The following is a 17239-nucleotide window of genomic DNA, read 5'->3' as shown; positions in this document are numbered from 1 at the left end:
TTCCGTCGGTGACGCTCGATGCGGCGCTATTTAACCACAAAAACCGTTGCTCCGCTGATTCAGACATTATCCCGGCAGAGGCGCTCATTAGCCGTTTTTAACCCGGCCGCGCTCAAAAAGCCATGTAGAGCATAGCGCGCTGTGCCGCCAGTATGCCTGGCGTGCCCGTTTTTACGCGCGCCTTGCGCAGTTAAACTGCGCAGAGAAATACGGGGCTGTCTGAGTCAGGAAATACGTTATATAACTAACAATAATCCGTCAGCGCAGCATTACGCACAGCAAGCGTTTATTTTTTTACGCCTGTTAACAGTAAAATTCCGAATGGATTATTAAGGTCAGCCTGAAGGGTAAAAATAATGACGGGGTTGATCGCGTGATAGCGCTTTATGGCATAATAACCCTTTTGGGTTATTGAATGAGATGCGCCATAAGTCGGTACAATGTGAGGCCCTCTACGGGCCTGGCGCCTTTGCGCGCACCGTAGAAACGTAAATACATTAATGCCTCTTAATTAAAAAGGGCTGCCCGGCTAAAAGAAAGTATACCAGCGGCTGCTAATCGTCCTCATTGCGTATTGGCTAATCCGGGCGCGTGTATACAGAATCCGAATTTGAGATAATGGTAATAGTATTGTGAAAGCATCAAATAAATATTTCATTATTTTGGCTGGGTTTATCACTCAGTTATTTGCTGTTTCGGCTTCGTACGCCGCAGATGAAAAAACGGGATGGTTTTCTACCTTTACCGATAATGTCGCGCAAACCTGGCATGCTGCGCAGCATGTCGACCTGTACGTGCCTGCTATTACCTGGCATGCGCGCTTCGCTTACGATAAAGAAAAAACCGATGGCTATAATGAGCGCCCCTGGGGCGCGGGGATCGGCCAGTCTCGCTGGGATAAGAAGGGTAACTGGCACGGATTATATGTGATGGCGTTTAAAGACTCTTTTAACAAATGGGAGCCGTTTGCCGGTTACGGATGGGAAGCCACCTGGCGCCCGTTGCCCGACGAGAAATTTCGTCTTGGCCTGGGCTATACCGCCGGCGTTACGGCGCGTGATAACTGGAAATATATCCCAATTCCAGCGCTGTTGCCTTTGGCGTCCGTGGGCTATGGCCCGGCGACATTCCAGATGACCTATATCCCTGGTACATATAATAACGGTAATGTTTATTTTGCCTGGCTGCGTGTTCAGTTTTGAGGTGTATAAAATTTATACGCCATTTTTCACTGTTACCTGCAAAAACAAGGGATAACGCGTTGTGTAAAAAAAAGTTGGCGATTTTTATCACTTTTTAGCAATGTTCGACTGGACAAAAGCCACCACAATTGTTGTACTGGTGTCCGACACAGCATTTGTGTCGTTTTTCATGTAAAGGTAATTTTGATGTCTAAGATTAAAGGTAACGTTAAGTGGTTTAATGAATCCAAAGGTTTCGGTTTCATTACTCCGGAAGATGGCAGCAAAGATGTGTTCGTACACTTCTCTGCGATCCAGAGCAATGGTTTCAAAACCCTGGCTGAAGGCCAGCGCGTTGAGTTCGAAATCACTAACGGTGCCAAAGGCCCTTCTGCTGCTAACGTAATCGCTCTGTAAGCCGCAGTAAGAATTAAAAACCCACCCATCAGGGCGGGTTTTTTTTGTCCCGCCGTTTAGCGCTGTATGCCTGCATTATCCCCAACTGAACAGCCATCCGTACAGGAAGGCCGCCACGATAAGAATACACATTAACAGCGAACCCCAGCGTTGGACATTTTGCAAAAATGTTTTCATCATGGTTCTCCGGTAATGACTTACCGAATGGTAACAGTGAAAGCTTAAAGGAACATTAAGCTGTGTCCCTTAATCCAGCATCATAAGGTTTAAGGGACACAGCCTAAGGCCTTATGCCTGTTGTGATGCGGTTATCAACCAGTAGGCGAGTGCCGTCATGGCAAAGGCGCCCAGCATATTGGCCAACGCATTCAGCCCGGCCCAGGCCAGGCGCCCTTCCTGGAGCAAAAAAACAGTTTCTGCTGAAAAGGTGGAAAATGTGGTCAGTCCGCCGCAAAAGCCGGTGGTAATGAGCAGCTTCCACATGGGATCGAGCTGCGTCATGCGGCTGAACCAGGCCAGACCCAGCCCGATAATAAATGCGCCGATGAGGTTGGCTGCGAGCGTACCAAGCGGCAGTTGACCGTATACCGGGTTAAGCCGCAGGCCCAGCGCCCAGCGCGCGACGCTGCCGATGCCCCCGCCAATGAAAACCGCTAAAAACATCTGTAACACGCGTTTTTCCTGCTAAAAATAATCTGGAATGGCGCAAGTGTACCGCTGCGCGGGCGCTGCTGACCAGCTTTATGCACAGGAGGGGAAATGAACGCTGCTGTTGGGCAATTTGCCGTAACGCCGGCGTGGCGCAAAAACCTTGCAGCCTGTCAGGCGATGATGCGTTCTGCCCGACGGCCGCGGGCGGATTTACTGGTGTTGCCGCAAGCCGTGCTTGCACGCTCAGATAACGATCCGGATTTGTCCGTGATATCCGCTCAGCCGCTGGATGGCGTCTGTGTTCAGGGTTTGCTGACCGCCAGCTGCGGCTATAGCCTGACAACGGCGCTGACGATACACGTTCCAACCTCGCCAGGCGGAGCGGCGAACACGCTGTTGGCGTTGCGTGCTGGCACGTTAAGAAAAACTCCATCTTTATGATGTCTTCCAGGTTCAGGAATCAAGGCGTGTGGATGCGGGCAGGGCGTTGCCGCCGCTGATTGACGGGGCGGGTATGAAGGCGGGCCTGCTTACCTGCTAAAACTTACGCTTCCCCGAACTGGCGCTGTCCGGAGCGCACGCGCAGGCGCTGCCTGCGGCGTGGGTTCGAAGGGCGCATAAGGAGCGGCACTGGGAAACGCGGCTGGCTGCGCGCGCTGGATACGTCCTGCCGGGTAGCTGCGGCAGGCGAAGGCGGAAATAAAAATATCGGCCATAGCCGGGTGGTGGATCCTTTTGGCGTAACGGTGGCCGCAGCCGCTCAAACGCCCGCTCTGCTCGTCGTCAGCGCTGAGCGGGTAGCGGAAGTGCGTGCGCAACTGTCGGTATTGAAAAACCGCCGTTTTGCGCCGCCTCGTTTGCAGTAAGGGTTTTTATCGACGCTTGATTCACCTTGTTACAGATTGCTATTGTGTTGCCGCACTGAATGACCGTTAATGGGCTTAGTTTTTTTCCGGTCTGTTTTAAAAAGAAGGTATATATGGGCGAGATTAGCATTACCAAACTGCTGGTAGTTGGCGTACTGATTGTATTGCTGTTCGGTACTAAGAAGTTACGCACGCTCGGCGGCGATCTCGGGGCGGCGATCAAGGGCTTTAAAAAGGCCATGAACGACGAAGATAGCGCAACTAAAGCTGCTACCGGCGCTGAAGCATCGGCAGAGCGCATCTCTCATAAAGAGTGATTCAGACCATGGATGTAAAAAACCGGCCGTCAGGGCCGGTTTTTTTATGGCGTGCGAAAGTGAAATGTAACTAAATGTTTGGCTTTATTTGACTTCAATGCCCTTTGCCTGGAGATCGGCATGGTAAGACGAACGCACGAACGGGCCGCATGCCGCATGGGTAAAGCCCATTGCCAGCGCTTCAGCTTTCATCTCCTCAAATTCGTCAGGGCTGACGTAGCGTTGTACCGGCAGGTGATGGCGGCTGGGCTGCAGATACTGCCCCAGCGTCAGCATGGTTACGCCATGACGGCGTAGATCGCGCATGACCTCGATAATTTCTGCATTGGTTTCGCCAAGTCCTACCATCAGGCCGGATTTGGTCGGGATGGCCGGGTGGGCCTCTTTAAAGCGTTCCAGCAGCCTGAGCGACCAGTTGTAGTCTGCGCCCGGACGCACCTGGCGATAAATACGCGGCACGTTTTCCAGGTTGTGATTAAACACGTCCGGCGGCGTGGCGGTAAGAATATCCAGCGCGCGATCCATGCGCCCGCGAAAGTCGGGCACCAGCGTTTCAATTTTAATAGTTGGGTTTTTTTCACGGATGGCGCTGATGCAGTCTGCGAAGTGCTGAGCGCCGCCGTCGCGTAAGTCATCGCGGTCAACGGAGGTAATCACCACGTAACGCAGGCCCATATCGGCAATGGTCTGGGCAAGCTTCGCCGGCTCGTTTACGTCCGGCGCGTTGGGGCGGCCGTGGGCGACGTCGCAAAACGGGCAGCGGCGGGTGCAGATGGCTCCGAGGATCATAAAGGTTGCGGTGCCGTGGTTAAAACATTCTGCAAGGTTAGGGCAGGAGGCCTCTTCACACACGGAATGCAGGCCGTTTTTACGCATTGCCGCTTTGATACCCTGGATACGGGTAGAATCGGCTGGAAGCTTGATTTTCATCCATTCCGGTTTTCTTAACAGCTCCTGGCGCTCGGCGGCCACGGTTTTCACCGGGATAAGCGCCATTTTATCTGCGTCGCGGTATTTGACGCCGCGTTCCATCACGATAGGTTTACTCATAGCGTGCGTATTCCACTGTATGATCGGGAAAAGAAGAAGATAAATTTGGCTTACGTGCTTATTCGTCAACTTTTTTCAAATTAATTAACCGCAGTATATCATTTATGAAACGTCTTAAGCAGTCGAAGAAATCGAAAAAAGCAGCCAATTTTACCGCTTACCTGTCAGAGAGGCGCGTTTTCCGTAGCCTGCGGTAAACCCTGTTTACAGCGTGTTGGCGGGTTACCAAGCAGACGCAGTAAATGCGACACCAGCAACGGCTGTACTGTGGCAAGCGTAACGTCCGGGCGCAGCGCCCGGACCTGCGTCATCGTCATACCGGCATAGCCACAGGGATTAATGCGCTCAAAAGGGCTGAGATCCATGTCGATATTCAGCGCCAGCCCGTGGAACGAGCAACCTTTACGGATACGCAGCCCCAGCGAACAAATTTTACTGTCGCCTACGTATACGCCGGGCGCATCCGCGCGCGCGCGCGCCTCAATGCCCAGTTCGTCAAGCGTGGCGATAACGGCATTTTCCAGTAGCGTAACGAGATCGCGCACGCCCAGATGGCGTTTTCTGAGGTTGAGCAGCAGGTAGACCACCTGTTGACCGGGGCCGTGATAGGTGACCTGGCCGCCGCGATCGCTCTGGATAACCGGAATATCGCCCGGCATTAGCACATGTTCAGCCTTACCGGCCTGGCCCTGGGTAAAAACGGCCGGATGTTCAACCAGCCAGATTTCATCGGCGGTATGCTCGCCCCGGTTATCGGTAAAAGCGTGCATTGCCGTGGAAACGGGCGCGTAAGGCTGAAGCCCGAGCTGGCGAATAAGGAGAGTATCCTCAGACAAAACAGCGTCTCCGGTGGGAAATCGGTGGGCGCAGTATAACACAGGGGAAAGGGAAACTTACCCGGCGCGCGGCCGGGTAGAGGAATTACAGCACCATCCGAACAATTTCAATATTGCCAAGTTCTTCGTAGAGCGTTTCAACCTGGTCAATATGGGTGGCGTTAATGGTGATGGAAACGGAGTGATAGTTTCCTTTGCTGCTGGGTTTGACCTGTGGCGTATAGTCGCCCGGTGCATGGCGCTGTACAACTTCAACCACCAGATCAACCAGCTCTGGTTTCGCTAGGCCCATAACTTTGTAAGTGAACGGGCAGGGGAATTCAAGCAGCTCTTTCAGATTGGTTTTCATAGTCGCTCCAGCGTAACAAAATAATAACTCCCGCCTGGGCGGGAGTCGCTTTGATAATCAGTATATGGGGCCGGTTATGCGCTTTTCAAGCCTGCCCGCCTTAACCGAACCAGCGGTGGAACATCAGTTTGATGTAGTCGATAATTCTGCTGAAGAAGTTGCCTTCTTCAATGGGCTTAAGCACTACCAGCGGACGCTGTTCAATGGTTTTGCCGTCAAGCTGGAAGTTAATGGTGCCAACGACCTGGTTTTTCTCAAGGGGCGCGTGCAGCTCCTGGGCGTTTAGCACATAGCTGGCTTTAAGATCTTTCATACGCCCGCGCGGGATAGTCAGAAAAACGTCTTTATCCACGCCCAGCGATGCGCGATCGCTGTCGCCAAACCAGGACGGTTCAGAGGCGAATTCTTTACCGGCCTGAAGCGGATTTACGGTTTCAAAAAAGCGAAAGCCCCAGGTGAGCAGTTTTTTGCTTTCGGTTTCGCGCCCTTTGTAAGTACGTCCGCCCAGCACCGCAGAGATGAGGCGCATCTGACCTTCGGTGGCGGAGGCCACGAGGTTGTAGCCAGCTTTACTGGTGTGGCCGGTTTTGATGCCGTCTACATTGAGGGTTTTATCCCACAGCAGGCCGTTGCGGTTTAGCTGGCGAATGCCGTTAAAAGTAAATTCTTTTTCTTTATAAATGCCGTATTCGTTCGGCACATCACGGATCAGCGCCTGGCCAATAAGCGCCATATCGCGCGCGGAGCTGTACTGGCCGTCTGCGTCCAGGCCGTGTACGGTCTGGAAATGGGAGTTCTTCAGGCCCAGCGCCGCCACATAATTATTCATCAAACCGACGAAGGCATCCTGACTGCCTGCGACGTAATCGGCCATTGCCACACAGGCGTCGTTGCCAGACTGCAAATTGATGCCGCGGATAAGCTGAGCAACCGGCACTTCCATCCCCGGTTTGAGAAACATCAGAGACGAGCCTTTAAATACGGGATTGCCAGTGGCCCAGGCATCTTTACCGATAGTGACAAGATCCGTTTCTTTGAATTTTCCCGCTTTCATCGCCTGGCCGATGACGTAGCTGGTCATCATTTTGGTCAGGCTTGCCGGGTTGCGGCGTTCATCGGCATTTGACTCAGCCAGCACTTTACCGGAGTTGTAGTCAATCAGAATGTAAGATTCGGCGTCAATCTGCGGAACGCCGGGGATCATGGTTTTAATGTTGAGGTCGTCAGCCTGTGCAACAGAGAGGGTAGCCAGGGTTACGGCCGCGGCGAGCGCAAGGCGCCGGGCAAATCGTTTACGAGGAGATATGGTCATGGTCTGAACGAGCAACATCCGTGATGAAGTCAAAAAAGTGATTAACTATAGCAAACGCTATTTTTAGAGACATCCGACTTTGCAAAGTAATTGTGACAGAGGTTTACATAACCTGACACAAAGCCGGATGTCGCAAACTAGTGCGCCTGCGCCGCTGTAATAAATGACTGTAGCTGGGCCTGCGCCATCAGGCGCTGCTGAAGCGCAATGGCTTCGCTACGCAGGCTAAAAGGGCCAAGCTGTACGCGATAAATATTATCGAATTGCGTTACTTTACCCGGCACGCTAAATGTTTGGCTCAGTTGCTGCTGCCACTGCGCGGCGCGTACGCCGTCGCCGATGGCGCCAACCTGTACCATATATCCGGCGCCGGTCGCAGCCCCCTGTACTGAACCCGGCGCGGTGATCGGGGCATTCATACTGCCTGTGGCAAGCTGCGGTTGCCCGGCGGGCTGTACCGGAGCGCTTGCTTCGCTGACGGTCGCCGGCGCCTGAGCGGCGGCGTTATGGCTGGCTTGCGCAGCGGTGATAGGGGCCGCAGCCGCTGGCGTCAGCGTATTGTTGTCAATGGCATTAACATTACCGGCAGGCGTTTGAAGCGCAAGGGCCGCGTCGCCTGTGCTGCTGCTCAAATCGGGGCGGGCGGGCAGAGCATAGGTCTGTTTTGCGATAGTCGTGCAGGCGGTGCCGGGGCCGGACAGGGAATTATCCGGGGCGACGATAATCGGATCGATACGCACTTTCGTATTATTTGACGTGTTCAGACGGTCTGCCGCCGCGCGGGAGAGCGAAATAACGCGGCCGTTTCCGTAAGGCCCACGGTCATTGATGCGCACAACGATCATGCGGCCGTTCGCAAGGTTAGTGATGCGCGCATAGCTCGGTACCGGCAAAACAGGATGCGCGGCGGTCAGTTGGGTCGGATCGAACGCCTCGCCAATCGCGGTCAGGTTGCTGCCGGGTTCTGCGTCGTAAATGGCGGCAAGGCCGGTCTGCGTGAAGCGTGACGGATCGCGCACGATTTTCCAGGCTTTGCCGCCACGCGTGTAGTCCTGGTTCGCAACAGGGTTAAGCGGCTCATAGCGTGGCTGCGCGCCGGTAATTTCAACCGTAGGACCGGTACACACCGCTGGCTGCGGTATTGCGCTGGTTTGCGGCAGGTTATCGTTATTTGTACTGCATGCCGCCAGCAAACCTGTCGCTATGCAGACGCTTATCCATTGCTTACGCATCATCCACCTCTTACACGTTTTTGGACAACATTTTCCTGTGGGTATGTATCGACATGACGATGCCAAACCCGGCCATTAGCACGATAAGCGCCGAGCCTCCATAACTTACAAGCGGCAGGGGCACCCCTACCACCGGCAGGATGCCGCTTACCATGCCGATATTGACAAATACATACACAAACAGAATGAGCATTAACGCGCCGGCCATTACGCGCCCGAACGTTGTTTGAGCGCGGGCGGCAATCCACAGGCCGCGAACAATCAGCAGCAGGTAAAGCGCCAGCAGCACCAGAACGCCAATCATACCCAGCTCTTCGGCCAGCACCGCGAAGATAAAGTCGGTATGGCGCTCCGGCAGAAACTCCAGTTGTGACTGGGTGCCGTGCAGCCAGCCTTTGCCGCGCATGCCTCCTGACCCGATAGCAATTTTAGACTGAATAATGTGGTAACCCGCGCCCAGCGGATCGCTTTCGGGATCGAGCAGCATCATGACGCGTTGACGCTGATAGTCATGCATCAGGAAGAACCACAAAATGGGAATAAAGGCCGCCAGAAGCAGAACCGCAATGCCAATAAGCCGCCAGCTCATGCCCGAGAGGAACAGTACGAACAGGCCCGAGGCCGCTACCAGAATTGAGGTGCCGAGGTCTGGCTGCGCTGCAACCAGCAGCGTTGGTACAAAAATCAGCACCAGCGCAATGCCGGTATTCTTAAGCGTGGGCGGACAAACGTCGCGGTTAATAAAGCGAGCAACCATCAGCGGTACGGCGATTTTGGCGATTTCCGACGGCTGAAAACGAATAATCCCCAGATCCAGCCAGCGCTGTGCGCCTTTGGAAATGGCGCCGAAGGCATCCACCGCGACCAGAAGGATAATTGTGACGATATAAAGCCACGGCGCCCATCCTTCGTATACGCGAGGCGGCACCTGCGCCATGATGATCATCACCACAATACCTGCCAGAATCTGGCCGACTTTACGTTCTGTCATGCCCGGCGACTGGCCGCTGGCGCTCCAGATGACCAGCGCGCTGTACAACAACAGGGCGAAGATAGTGAGCAGGAAGGTGGGATCGATATGTATTTTTTCCCATAGCGACTTTTTAGAATGATTTTCGGTCATGTTACTGATCCTCTGCCGATAGTGTGGCCGGATTAGCATTCGGCAGTTGCGTGTTGTTATCGCCCAGCATAATGTGATCGAGGATCTGGCGCATAAGGGTGCCGACAGCCGGGCCAGCGCCGCCGTTTTCAAGTATCATCGCCACTGAAACCTGTGGATTCTTATAGGGCGCATAGGCCACCATAAGCTTGTGATCGCGCAGGCGTTCGCTAATTTTGTGGGCATTATAGGTTTCATTGGCCTTCAACCCAAAGACCTGCGCGGTGCCAGACTTGGCGGCAATTTTGTAAGGCGCGCTCTGAAAATATTTATGGGCAGTGCCGTTAGGGCGGTTCGCTACGCCGTACATGCCGTCTTTGGCGATTTCCCAGAAGCCGGAGTGGATATCGCCTACCGGCGGCTGTTCCGGCTGTTTCCACGGCACTTTCTGCCCGTTAATTGTGGTATTCATCAGAAAGTGCGGGACCTTTACCACGCCGTCGTTGATAAGAATCATCAGCGATTTGTTAATCTGCATGGGGGTCGCAGTCCAGTAACCCTGGCCAATACCGACAGGAATGGTGTCGCCCTGATACCACGGCTTTTTAAAACGCTTAAGCTTCCACTCGCGAGTCGGCATGTTGCCTGCGCGCTCCTCGAAGATATCCACGCCGGTCAGATGGCCATAGCCGAATTTGCTCATCCACTCCGACAGGCGATCGATGCCCATATCGTAAGCGACCTGATAAAAGTAAGTATCTGCCGACTCCTCCAGCGCTTTGGTCACATTCAGACGGCCATGCCCCCACTTTTTCCAGTCGCGGTAGCGTTTTTCCGAGCCGGGTAGCTGCCACCAGCCGGGATCGAACAGACTGGTGTTGCGGGTAATGACGCCCGCGCTCAGGGCTGAAACCGCGACGTAGGGCTTGACGGTGGAGGCGGGCGGATAAATACCCTGCGTAGCGCGGTTAACCAGGGGCGTGTTCTCGTCTTTGAGCAGCCCTGAATAGTCTTTACTGGAGATGCCGTCAACGAACAGATTTGGGTCATAGCTTGGCATGGAGACCATCGCCAGAATACCGCCAGTGCGCGGGTCTGTGACAACCACCGCCGCGCGGCTTCCGGCAAGCAGCGTTTCAATGTACTGCTGAAGCTTAAGGTCGATGGTAAGTTGAATATCGTGTCCGGCCAGCGGCGGCACTTCCTTAAGCTGGCGAATGACGCGGCCGCGGTTGTTAACTTCAACCTCTTCGTAGCCGGTCTGGCCGTGGAGTACATCTTCGTAGGAGCGCTCAATGCCCAGTTTGCCGATATCGTGCGTGGCGGCATAGTTGGGCAATTTGCCTTCTTTATCGAGGCGCTCTACGTCTTTATCGTTGATTTTTGAAACATAGCCGATAACGTGAGTCAACGCCGAACCGTAGGGATAATAGCGGCGCTTGTAGCCTTTGACTTCCACGCCCGGAAAGCGGTACTGGTTGACGGCAAAGCGCGCCAGTTGCACTTCCGTCAGGTTAGTTTTTACCGGGATGGAGGTAAAGCGATGAGAACGGGAACGTTCTTTTTTAAAGGCGGCGATATCCTCGTCCGTCAGATCGACAACAGGACGCAGAGCATCAAGCGTGTTCTGCACGTTATCAACCTTTTCTGGCATCATTTCTACCTGATAAATGGTGCGGTTAAGCGCCAGCGGCACGCCGTTGCGGTCATAAATTACGCCGCGCGACGGAGGAATCGGCACCAGCTTGATACGGTTTTGGTTAGAGCGGGTCTGGTAGTCGTCGTGACGGCGGATTTGCAGATTATACAGGTTGACAATGAGTATGCCGGTCAGCACAAGAATGCCGAGAAAAGCGACGACCGCCCGGCGCACGAAGAGCGCGGACTCAGCTGAATAGTCACGAAAAGAGTTCTGTAATTTCATCCGCTGCGTTTGCCTGGCTGCTTGCCTTTATTCCCGATGATAGGGGTGATTAGTGGTTATGCTCCATGCCCGGTACAGGCTCTCTGCCACCAGCACACGCACCAGCGGATGCGGCAGGGTGAGCGGAGATAGCGACCAACTTTGCTCGGCCGCCGCCTTACAGGCCGGCGCCAACCCTTCCGGGCCGCCGATTAGCAGGCTGACGTCGCGTCCGTCCTGTTTCCAGCGCTCCAGTTCATGGGCGAGCTGCGGGGTATCCCAGGGGCGGCCGGGGATATCCAGCGTGACGATCCGGTTGCCTTTGCCTGTTGCCGCCAGCATGAGTTCGCCTTCTTTATCCAGAATACGCTTGATATCAGCATTTTTACCGCGCTTGCCAGCGGGAACTTCCACCAGATCGAAAGGCATATCTTTTGGAAAGCGCCGCAGATAATCGGTAAAACCGGTTTGCACCCAGTCGGGCATTTTAGTGCCGACAGCCACGAGTTGCAGCTTCACCCGTTAGCCCCAGAGTTTTTCCAGTTCGTACAGGCGGCGGCTTTCATCCTGCATCACATGTACAATGACGTCGCCAAGATCGACCACCACCCAGTCGGCGTCGTTTTCCCCCTCGACGCCAAGCGGCATCAGGCCAGCGGCGCGGGATTGCTGAACAACGTGGTCCGCAATAGAGATAACGTGGCGGCTGGAGGTGCCGGTACAGATAATCATGCAGTCGGTGATACTGGATTTGCCTTTAACGTCAATGACAATAATATCCTGACCCTTAAGATCGTCGATTTTGTCGATGACGAAATCCTGAAGCGTTTTACCCTGCAAGTCTTCCCCCTGCGTCGTTACCTGTTTAAAAAGCGCCCACAAGGCCGATGCCGTAAGGTGGGCTATCATCCCATCCACAGCAAGCGATTGCATCGTCATTTTTGTAAAACAATATCAGAATCGGGTCGGCCGGGCGGTGTTTATGGCTGCGGAGGATAGCAGCCTGACCGGCTGTGTCAATGGTCAACGGCCCGTGTGGCCCCTGTGGGGGCAAACCGGCCGCGAAATCAGGATTTTTACCGCGTTTTCTTATTGGTACAGGCCCTGGCGCTGAATATATGCCTGTACCGCAGGCGGCAGCATATCGTCGCACGACTGGCGTAGAGCCAGACGCTGGCGGATAGCGGTGGCGGAAATAGCCAGCTCTGGCGTGTCGGCCAGAAGAATACGCCCGGCGGGACGTTGGTGCAGCTCGTGAATATCCTGGGTCAGGTGGCGTTTTAGCCATGCCTTGTTCGCAGGTGTTTTCATGCTCAGGGGATAACCGGGGCGACGGGTGACCAGAATATGGCATAACGTAAGCAGGGTTTCGTAGCGATGCCACTGCGGCAGCGTAAGTAGAGAATCCTGGCCGATAATGAACGCCAGCGGCTGTTTTGGCCCGGCTTCACGGCGTATTTCGCTAAGGGTTTCCACCGTCCAGGATGGAGTAGCGCGACGCAGTTCACGCTCATCAAGCTCAAACAAGGGGCGATCGGCAATGGCCAGCGCAACCATTGCGCTGCGCTGCTCGCTGCTTGCCTGCGGCTGTGGGCGATGGGGCGGCACGTTGTTTGGCATAATGGTGACCCGCGCCAGCCCTGCTTGCTGCGCCAGCGCCTCCACGGGTTTAAGGTGGCCGTAATGGATAGGATCGAAGGTGCCGCCATAAATAGCGCGCAGGGGCGGGGCGGCGTTATTCATCAATAAACACATCCGGCAGCGCCTTATGACACATCAGCAGGGTCAGATTCTCCAGTTCGCTCCAGACCGACTGGCTATAATCCTGTTTTAGCGAACGCTCGGCGCGGCTTAACAGGCGCACCGCCTGCCACAGCGTATTGTCGCTGAGCCGACCGAGGGCGTCGGTAATGAGCGCGCGGCGGTTTTGCCATACGCGCTGTTTGTCAAACAGCGCGCGCAGCGGCGTCTGGGCTGACTGGCGTTTGAGATTGATAAGCTGCAGCAGTTCTCGCTGCACGGTACGTAACAGCATAGCGGGTTCGCTGGCCTCCAGCCTTAGCTGTTGCAGAATATGACGCGCACGCTTGCTTTTTCCCGCCAGCAGAGCATCCACCCAGTGAAACGGCGTAAAGTGCGCTGCATCGTTTACTGCCTGTTCAACGCGAGGCAGCGTCAGCCTGCCATCCGGCCATATCAGAGACAGGCGCTCCAGCGCCTGATTGAGCGCCAGCAAATTGCCTTCGTAGCAGTAGCACAGAAGTTGGGTGGCCGCATCATCAAGCTTTAGTTGCATCTGTTTTGCGCGCGCGCTCACCCAGCGCGGGAGCTGCGCCTGCTCCGGCGTCTGGCAGGTAACCTGTACGGCACGTTTGCTCAGCGCGGTAAACCAGGCGGCGCTTTCCTGCGCTTTGGTCAGGCGCGGCCCGCGTATGATAAGTAACAGGTCGTCGTGCAACAGGCCGACCAGCTTTTCAAGCTCTGCGGCCATCGCGGCGTTCGGGCCGTTTTCCGGCAGCGTCAGCAGCAGCGTCTGGCGGGTGGCGAACAGGCTCAGCGCCTGGCTTAGCGTAAAAATAGCGTCCCAGTCGGTGGCGGCATCGAGCTGGAACGAGTGGCGTTCGCTAAAGCCCTGTTGTTCAGCGCGCTGAAGGATGGCGTCCTGGCTTTCCTGAATTAACAGCGGGTCGTTGCCAGGCAACAGATAAGCGGCGCGCAGCCCTTCGTGGAGCTGCGCGCGCAGTTGTTCCGGCCAGAGTTTTAGCATTACCTGGCAGCGGGGAGCGTGGCGGCGACGCGGTTGCCGGAACTGGTCAGCTCGCTGCCGTTTTGCGCGTCGCTTACGACAGGTTGTTCATTCTGGCGGGTTTGCTGTACGTCGGCAACGTGAACGGAAGTAAGCTTACGCACCAGTTGCTCGGCGGCTTTGTCATACATCTCCTTGATAATCATGTCCTGTTCGGCATCTTTTGCCAGCGCCGCCAGCGGGTTATCAAAGAATGAACGGTATACTTTGGTGCTGATGGGGTAAATATCGTGCCCCGGGATTAAAATGTTAGCCCTTACTACCATCACCATCTGATATTCCGCAGTGCGGCCGTCCTGGAATACTGAAGCGGTATCTTTACCAATGGCCGCGCTGACAAGGCGCAGGGACGGTATGTCCTGGCGAAGCGGATCTTTCTCAACGACGTTCACGCCGCTCAGGCGCAACTGGTTACGCACCGCGCGGGTCAGCGGGCCGTAGGGGTCGCTGGAGTCAAGAATCAGGGTATGCATCTGGTTTGGCACCTGAGCGGTGCCGCGAAGATGAAAGCCGCAGCCAGCGGTTAACAGTACCGCCAGGCCAACAAACAGAGTGAACAAATAGCGCACGCTTCCTCCTGTGCTTAGCCCACAACCAGGTTCAGCAGCTTACCTGGAACATAAATCACTTTACGGATGGTCACGCCGGTGAGGTATTTCGCCACCAGGTGTTCCTGTCCCGCACGTTCACGCACCTGCTCTTCGGTAGCATCGGCCGGAACGGTAATTTTACCGCGCACCTTGCCGTTAACCTGTACGACGATAAGCCGCGTGTCTTCAATCATGGCGTTTTTGTCCGCCTGTGGCCAGCTTGCGTTGTCGATATCGCCCTCGCCGCCCAGGCGCTGCCACAATGAGAAGCAGATGTGCGGCGTGAACGGATACAGCATTCGTATAACCGCCAGCAGCGCTTCGTGAAGCAGCGCGCGATCCTGCTCGCTTTCCTGCGGCGCTTTCGCCAGTTTGTTCATCAGCTCCATAATGGCCGCAATGGCGGTGTTGAAGGTCTGGCGGCGACCGATATCGTCGGTAACTTTAGCAATGGTTTTGTGCAGTTCCCGGCGCAGCGCTTTCTGCTCCCCGGTCAACGCATCCATCTCCAGGGCCGTGACGGCGCCTTTTTCGGTGTGCTCAAAAGCCAGCCTCCACACGCGCTTGAGGAAGCGGTTAGCGCCTTCTACGCCGGACTCCTGCCACTCAAGCGTCATCTCCGTCGGTGCGGCGAACATCATGAAGAGGCGTACAGTATCTGCGCCATAGCGCTCCACCATCACCTGCGGATCGATGCCGTTATTTTTTGACTTGGACATCTTGCTCATGCCGGCGTAAACCAGCTCATGACCTGCGGCATCGGTCGCTTTTACAATACGGCCTTTGTCGTCGCGCTCAACGATGGCGTCAACAGGAGAAACCCAGACGCGTTCGCCATTGCTGCCGGTGTACCAGAACGCATCGGCCAGCACCATACCCTGGCACAATAGCTGCTTCGCCGGTTCGTTGGACTTAACCATGCCCGCATCGCGCAGCAGCTTATGAAAGAAGCGGAAATAAAGCAGGTGCATGATGGCATGCTCAATTCCCCCGACGTAAATATCGACCGGCAGCCAGTAGTTGGCGGCGTCGGAATCCAGCATGCCCTTATCATAATCCGGGCAGGTGTAGCGCGCGTAGTACCAGGACGACTCCATAAAGGTGTCGAAGGTATCGGTTTCGCGCAGCGCGGGCTGGCCGTTAACGGTGGTTTTCGCCCACTGCGGATCGGCTTTGATAGGGCTGGTGATGCCGTTCATAACGACATCTTCCGGCAGTATGACCGGCAATTGATCTTCTGGCGTTGGCATTACCGTGCCGTCTTGCAGCGTTACCATTGGAATTGGCGCGCCCCAGTAGCGCTGGCGTGATACGCCCCAGTCGCGCAGGCGATAGTTAACCTTACGCTCGCCCATGCCGAGTGAAGCCAGCTTGTCGGCAATAGCGTTAAAGCCGGCGGCGAAATCGAGGCCGTCGAACTCGCCGGAATTAAACAGCACGCCTTTTTCGGTCATGGCGGCGTCGCGCAGATCCGGCGCGTTGCCGTTCTGATCAAGGATAACGGGCTTAATCGGCAGGTGATATTTCGTGGCGAATTCCCAGTCGCGCTGGTCGTGGCCCGGAACCGCCATCACTGCGCCGGTGCCGTACTCCATGAGCACGAAATTAGCAATCCACACGGGTATTGCTTCGCCGGTCAGCGGGTGGATGGCGTTAAAGCCGGTAGCGATGCCCTTTTTCTCCATTGTCGCCATTTCGGCTTCAGCGACTTTGGTGTTGCGGCATTCATCAATAAAGGCGTTCAGCGCCGGGTTGGCGGCAGCGGCCTGCTGCGCCAGCGGATGGCCTGCGGCCACGGCCAGATAGGTTACCCCCATAAAGGTATCCGGGCGGGTAGTATAGACCGTCAGGGCGCGCTCGCTGTTTTCAACATTAAAGGTAATCTCTACGCCTTCTGAGCGGCCAATCCAGTTGCGCTGCATGGTTTTGACCGTATCCGGCCACTGCTCCAGCGTATCGAGATCGCTTAGCAATTCGTCGGCGTAGGCGGTAATTTTGATAAACCACTGCGGGATCTCTTTGCGCTCAACTTTGGTGTCGCAGCGCCAGCAGCAGCCGTCAATGACCTGTTCGTTCGCCAGAACCGTTTGATCGTTCGGACACCAGTTCACCGCCGAGGTTTTTTTGTACACCAGGCCTTTTTTATACAATTCAGTGAAAAACTTCTGCTCCCAGCGGTAATATTCCGGGCGGCAGGTGGTCAGCTCGCGGCGCCAGTCATAACCAAAACCCAGCGTTTTGAGCTGCGTTTTCATGTAGTTGATATTATCGTAAGTCCAGGGGGCCGGCGCGGTGTTGTTTTTCACCGCCGCGCCTTCCGCAGGCAGGCCGAAGGCATCCCAGCCGATAGGCTGTAGCACGTTTTTGCCTAACAGACGCTGGTAGCGGGCGATAACATCGCCAATGGTGTAATTGCGCACATGGCCCATGTGTAGCCGACCAGAAGGATAGGGAAGCATTGAAAGGCAGTAATACTTCTCTTTATCTGCATCTTCTTTGACTTCAAATGTGCGCTTCTCTTGCCAGTGAAGCTGTACGTGGGGTTCTATCTCTTCCGGGCGATATTGCTCTTGCATGGCAGCCTGTGGTCCTGTGAAAAATACCAATAATGAGGTCTTATACGTATA

General features: G+C 55.1%; 17 protein-coding genes and 1 pseudogene. 4 read left to right on the top strand and 14 right to left on the bottom strand.

Features of this window, described 5'->3' with window-relative positions; all coding sequences use genetic code 11:
• Positions 1–632: 632 nt before the first annotated feature.
• The gene (pagP, locus tag JJB97_RS04895) at positions 633–1202 is read left to right on the top strand and encodes a lipid IV(A) palmitoyltransferase PagP (RefSeq protein ID WP_238712887.1); all 570 of its coding nucleotides are present in this window, start codon (positions 633–635) and stop codon (positions 1200–1202) included.
• A 186-nt stretch (positions 1203–1388) separates the two neighbouring features.
• A complete protein-coding gene (gene cspE / locus JJB97_RS04890) occupies positions 1389–1598 on the top strand; it encodes a transcription antiterminator/RNA stability regulator CspE (RefSeq protein WP_002439184.1) in 210 nt (69 codons plus the stop codon).
• Positions 1599–1886: 288 nt separating this feature from the next.
• Here cspE and crcB read toward each other — a convergent pair whose 3' ends face one another.
• Entirely contained in the window at positions 1887–2270 is a 384-nt protein-coding gene (gene crcB / locus JJB97_RS04885) for a fluoride efflux transporter CrcB (RefSeq protein WP_238712885.1), read from the bottom strand.
• 87 nt (positions 2271–2357) lie between these two features.
• On the opposite strand from crcB, the pseudogene JJB97_RS04880 reads away from it, so the two are divergent.
• Positions 2358–3115, top strand: a pseudogene (locus JJB97_RS04880) (nitrilase-related carbon-nitrogen hydrolase).
• 113 nt (positions 3116–3228) lie between these two features.
• Positions 3229–3432, top strand: coding sequence for a twin-arginine translocase subunit TatE (gene tatE / locus JJB97_RS04875; protein ID WP_238712883.1), 204 nt, complete (start codon positions 3229–3231; stop codon positions 3430–3432).
• An 84-nt stretch (positions 3433–3516) separates the two neighbouring features.
• On the opposite strand, the gene lipA is transcribed toward tatE, so the two are convergent.
• From lipA to leuS, 13 genes are all read right to left on the bottom strand, one after another.
• Positions 3517–4482: a lipoyl synthase gene (gene lipA, locus JJB97_RS04870; RefSeq protein WP_238712881.1), complete on the bottom strand. Its 966-nt coding sequence runs from the start codon at positions 4480–4482 to the stop codon at positions 3517–3519.
• A gap of 164 nt (positions 4483–4646) precedes the next feature.
• Positions 4647–5318 carry a lipoyl(octanoyl) transferase LipB gene (lipB, locus tag JJB97_RS04865; protein ID WP_238712879.1) on the bottom strand — a complete coding sequence of 224 codons (672 nt, stop codon included), beginning with the start codon at positions 5316–5318 and terminating at the stop codon, positions 4647–4649.
• Positions 5319–5403: 85 nt separating this feature from the next.
• Positions 5404–5667: a DUF493 family protein YbeD gene (gene ybeD / locus JJB97_RS04860; RefSeq protein WP_238712877.1), complete on the bottom strand. Its 264-nt coding sequence runs from the start codon at positions 5665–5667 to the stop codon at positions 5404–5406.
• 100 nt (positions 5668–5767) lie between these two features.
• On the bottom strand, positions 5768–6979 hold the full coding sequence (gene dacA / locus JJB97_RS04855; RefSeq protein WP_238712875.1) for a D-alanyl-D-alanine carboxypeptidase DacA: 1212 nt from the start codon (positions 6977–6979) through the stop codon (positions 5768–5770).
• Positions 6980–7116: 137 nt separating this feature from the next.
• Positions 7117–8211, bottom strand: a complete 1095-nt coding sequence (gene rlpA, locus JJB97_RS04850; RefSeq protein ID WP_238712971.1) for an endolytic peptidoglycan transglycosylase RlpA — start codon at positions 8209–8211, stop codon at positions 7117–7119.
• A gap of 10 nt (positions 8212–8221) precedes the next feature.
• The gene (gene mrdB / locus JJB97_RS04845) at positions 8222–9334 is read right to left on the bottom strand and encodes a peptidoglycan glycosyltransferase MrdB (protein ID WP_238712874.1); all 1113 of its coding nucleotides are present in this window, start codon (positions 9332–9334) and stop codon (positions 8222–8224) included.
• A gap of 1 nt (position 9335) precedes the next feature.
• Complete coding sequence (gene mrdA / locus JJB97_RS04840) at positions 9336–11237, bottom strand: peptidoglycan DD-transpeptidase MrdA (protein ID WP_238712873.1); 1902 nt, start codon at positions 11235–11237, stop codon at positions 9336–9338.
• A gap of 27 nt (positions 11238–11264) precedes the next feature.
• On the bottom strand, positions 11265–11735 hold the full coding sequence (gene rlmH, locus JJB97_RS04835; protein ID WP_238712872.1) for a 23S rRNA (pseudouridine(1915)-N(3))-methyltransferase RlmH: 471 nt from the start codon (positions 11733–11735) through the stop codon (positions 11265–11267).
• A gap of 3 nt (positions 11736–11738) precedes the next feature.
• Positions 11739–12056, bottom strand: a complete 318-nt coding sequence (gene rsfS / locus JJB97_RS04830) for a ribosome silencing factor (protein WP_238712970.1) — start codon at positions 12054–12056, stop codon at positions 11739–11741.
• A 249-nt stretch (positions 12057–12305) separates the two neighbouring features.
• A complete protein-coding gene (gene nadD, locus JJB97_RS04825) occupies positions 12306–12959 on the bottom strand; it encodes a nicotinate-nucleotide adenylyltransferase (protein WP_238712871.1) in 654 nt (217 codons plus the stop codon).
• Positions 12952–13983 (bottom strand): DNA polymerase III subunit delta, encoded by a 1032-nt coding sequence (gene holA, locus JJB97_RS04820; RefSeq protein WP_238712870.1) that lies wholly within the window; start codon positions 13981–13983, stop codon positions 12952–12954. The genes nadD and holA overlap by 8 nt, the downstream gene beginning before the upstream one ends.
• Complete coding sequence (lptE, locus tag JJB97_RS04815; RefSeq protein ID WP_238712869.1) at positions 13983–14591, bottom strand: LPS assembly lipoprotein LptE; 609 nt, start codon at positions 14589–14591, stop codon at positions 13983–13985. Before lptE ends, holA begins: the two co-directional genes overlap by 1 nt.
• 14 nt (positions 14592–14605) lie before the next feature.
• Entirely contained in the window at positions 14606–17188 is a 2583-nt protein-coding gene (gene leuS, locus JJB97_RS04810; RefSeq protein WP_238712867.1) for a leucine--tRNA ligase, read from the bottom strand.
• Between the last annotated feature and the right edge of the window lie 51 nt (positions 17189–17239).

The organism is Tenebrionibacter intestinalis, from assembly GCF_016632365.1.
Taxonomy (GTDB): domain Bacteria; phylum Pseudomonadota; class Gammaproteobacteria; order Enterobacterales; family Enterobacteriaceae; genus Tenebrionibacter; species Tenebrionibacter intestinalis.
Note: the sequence above shows the minus strand (reverse complement) of the source record. Positions and strands in the feature narration are given on the sequence as shown.

Coding starts and splice junctions, on each gene's coding strand:
- ybeD (WP_238712877.1), bottom strand. CDS start 5,667: ATGAAAACCAATCTGAAAGAGCTGCTTGAATTCCCCTGCCCGTTCACT.
- leuS (WP_238712867.1), bottom strand. CDS start 17,188: ATGCAAGAGCAATATCGCCCGGAAGAGATAGAACCCCACGTACAGCTT.
- holA (WP_238712870.1), bottom strand. CDS start 13,983: ATGCTAAAACTCTGGCCGGAACAACTGCGCGCGCAGCTCCACGAAGGG.
- cspE (WP_002439184.1), top strand. CDS start 1,389: ATGTCTAAGATTAAAGGTAACGTTAAGTGGTTTAATGAATCCAAAGGT.
- nadD (WP_238712871.1), bottom strand. CDS start 12,959: ATGAATAACGCCGCCCCGCCCCTGCGCGCTATTTATGGCGGCACCTTC.
- mrdA (WP_238712873.1), bottom strand. CDS start 11,237: ATGAAATTACAGAACTCTTTTCGTGACTATTCAGCTGAGTCCGCGCTC.
- lipA (WP_238712881.1), bottom strand. CDS start 4,482: ATGAGTAAACCTATCGTGATGGAACGCGGCGTCAAATACCGCGACGCA.
- mrdB (WP_238712874.1), bottom strand. CDS start 9,334: ATGACCGAAAATCATTCTAAAAAGTCGCTATGGGAAAAAATACATATC.
- rlpA (WP_238712971.1), bottom strand. CDS start 8,211: ATGCGTAAGCAATGGATAAGCGTCTGCATAGCGACAGGTTTGCTGGCG.
- tatE (WP_238712883.1), top strand. CDS start 3,229: ATGGGCGAGATTAGCATTACCAAACTGCTGGTAGTTGGCGTACTGATT.
- dacA (WP_238712875.1), bottom strand. CDS start 6,979: ATGACCATATCTCCTCGTAAACGATTTGCCCGGCGCCTTGCGCTCGCC.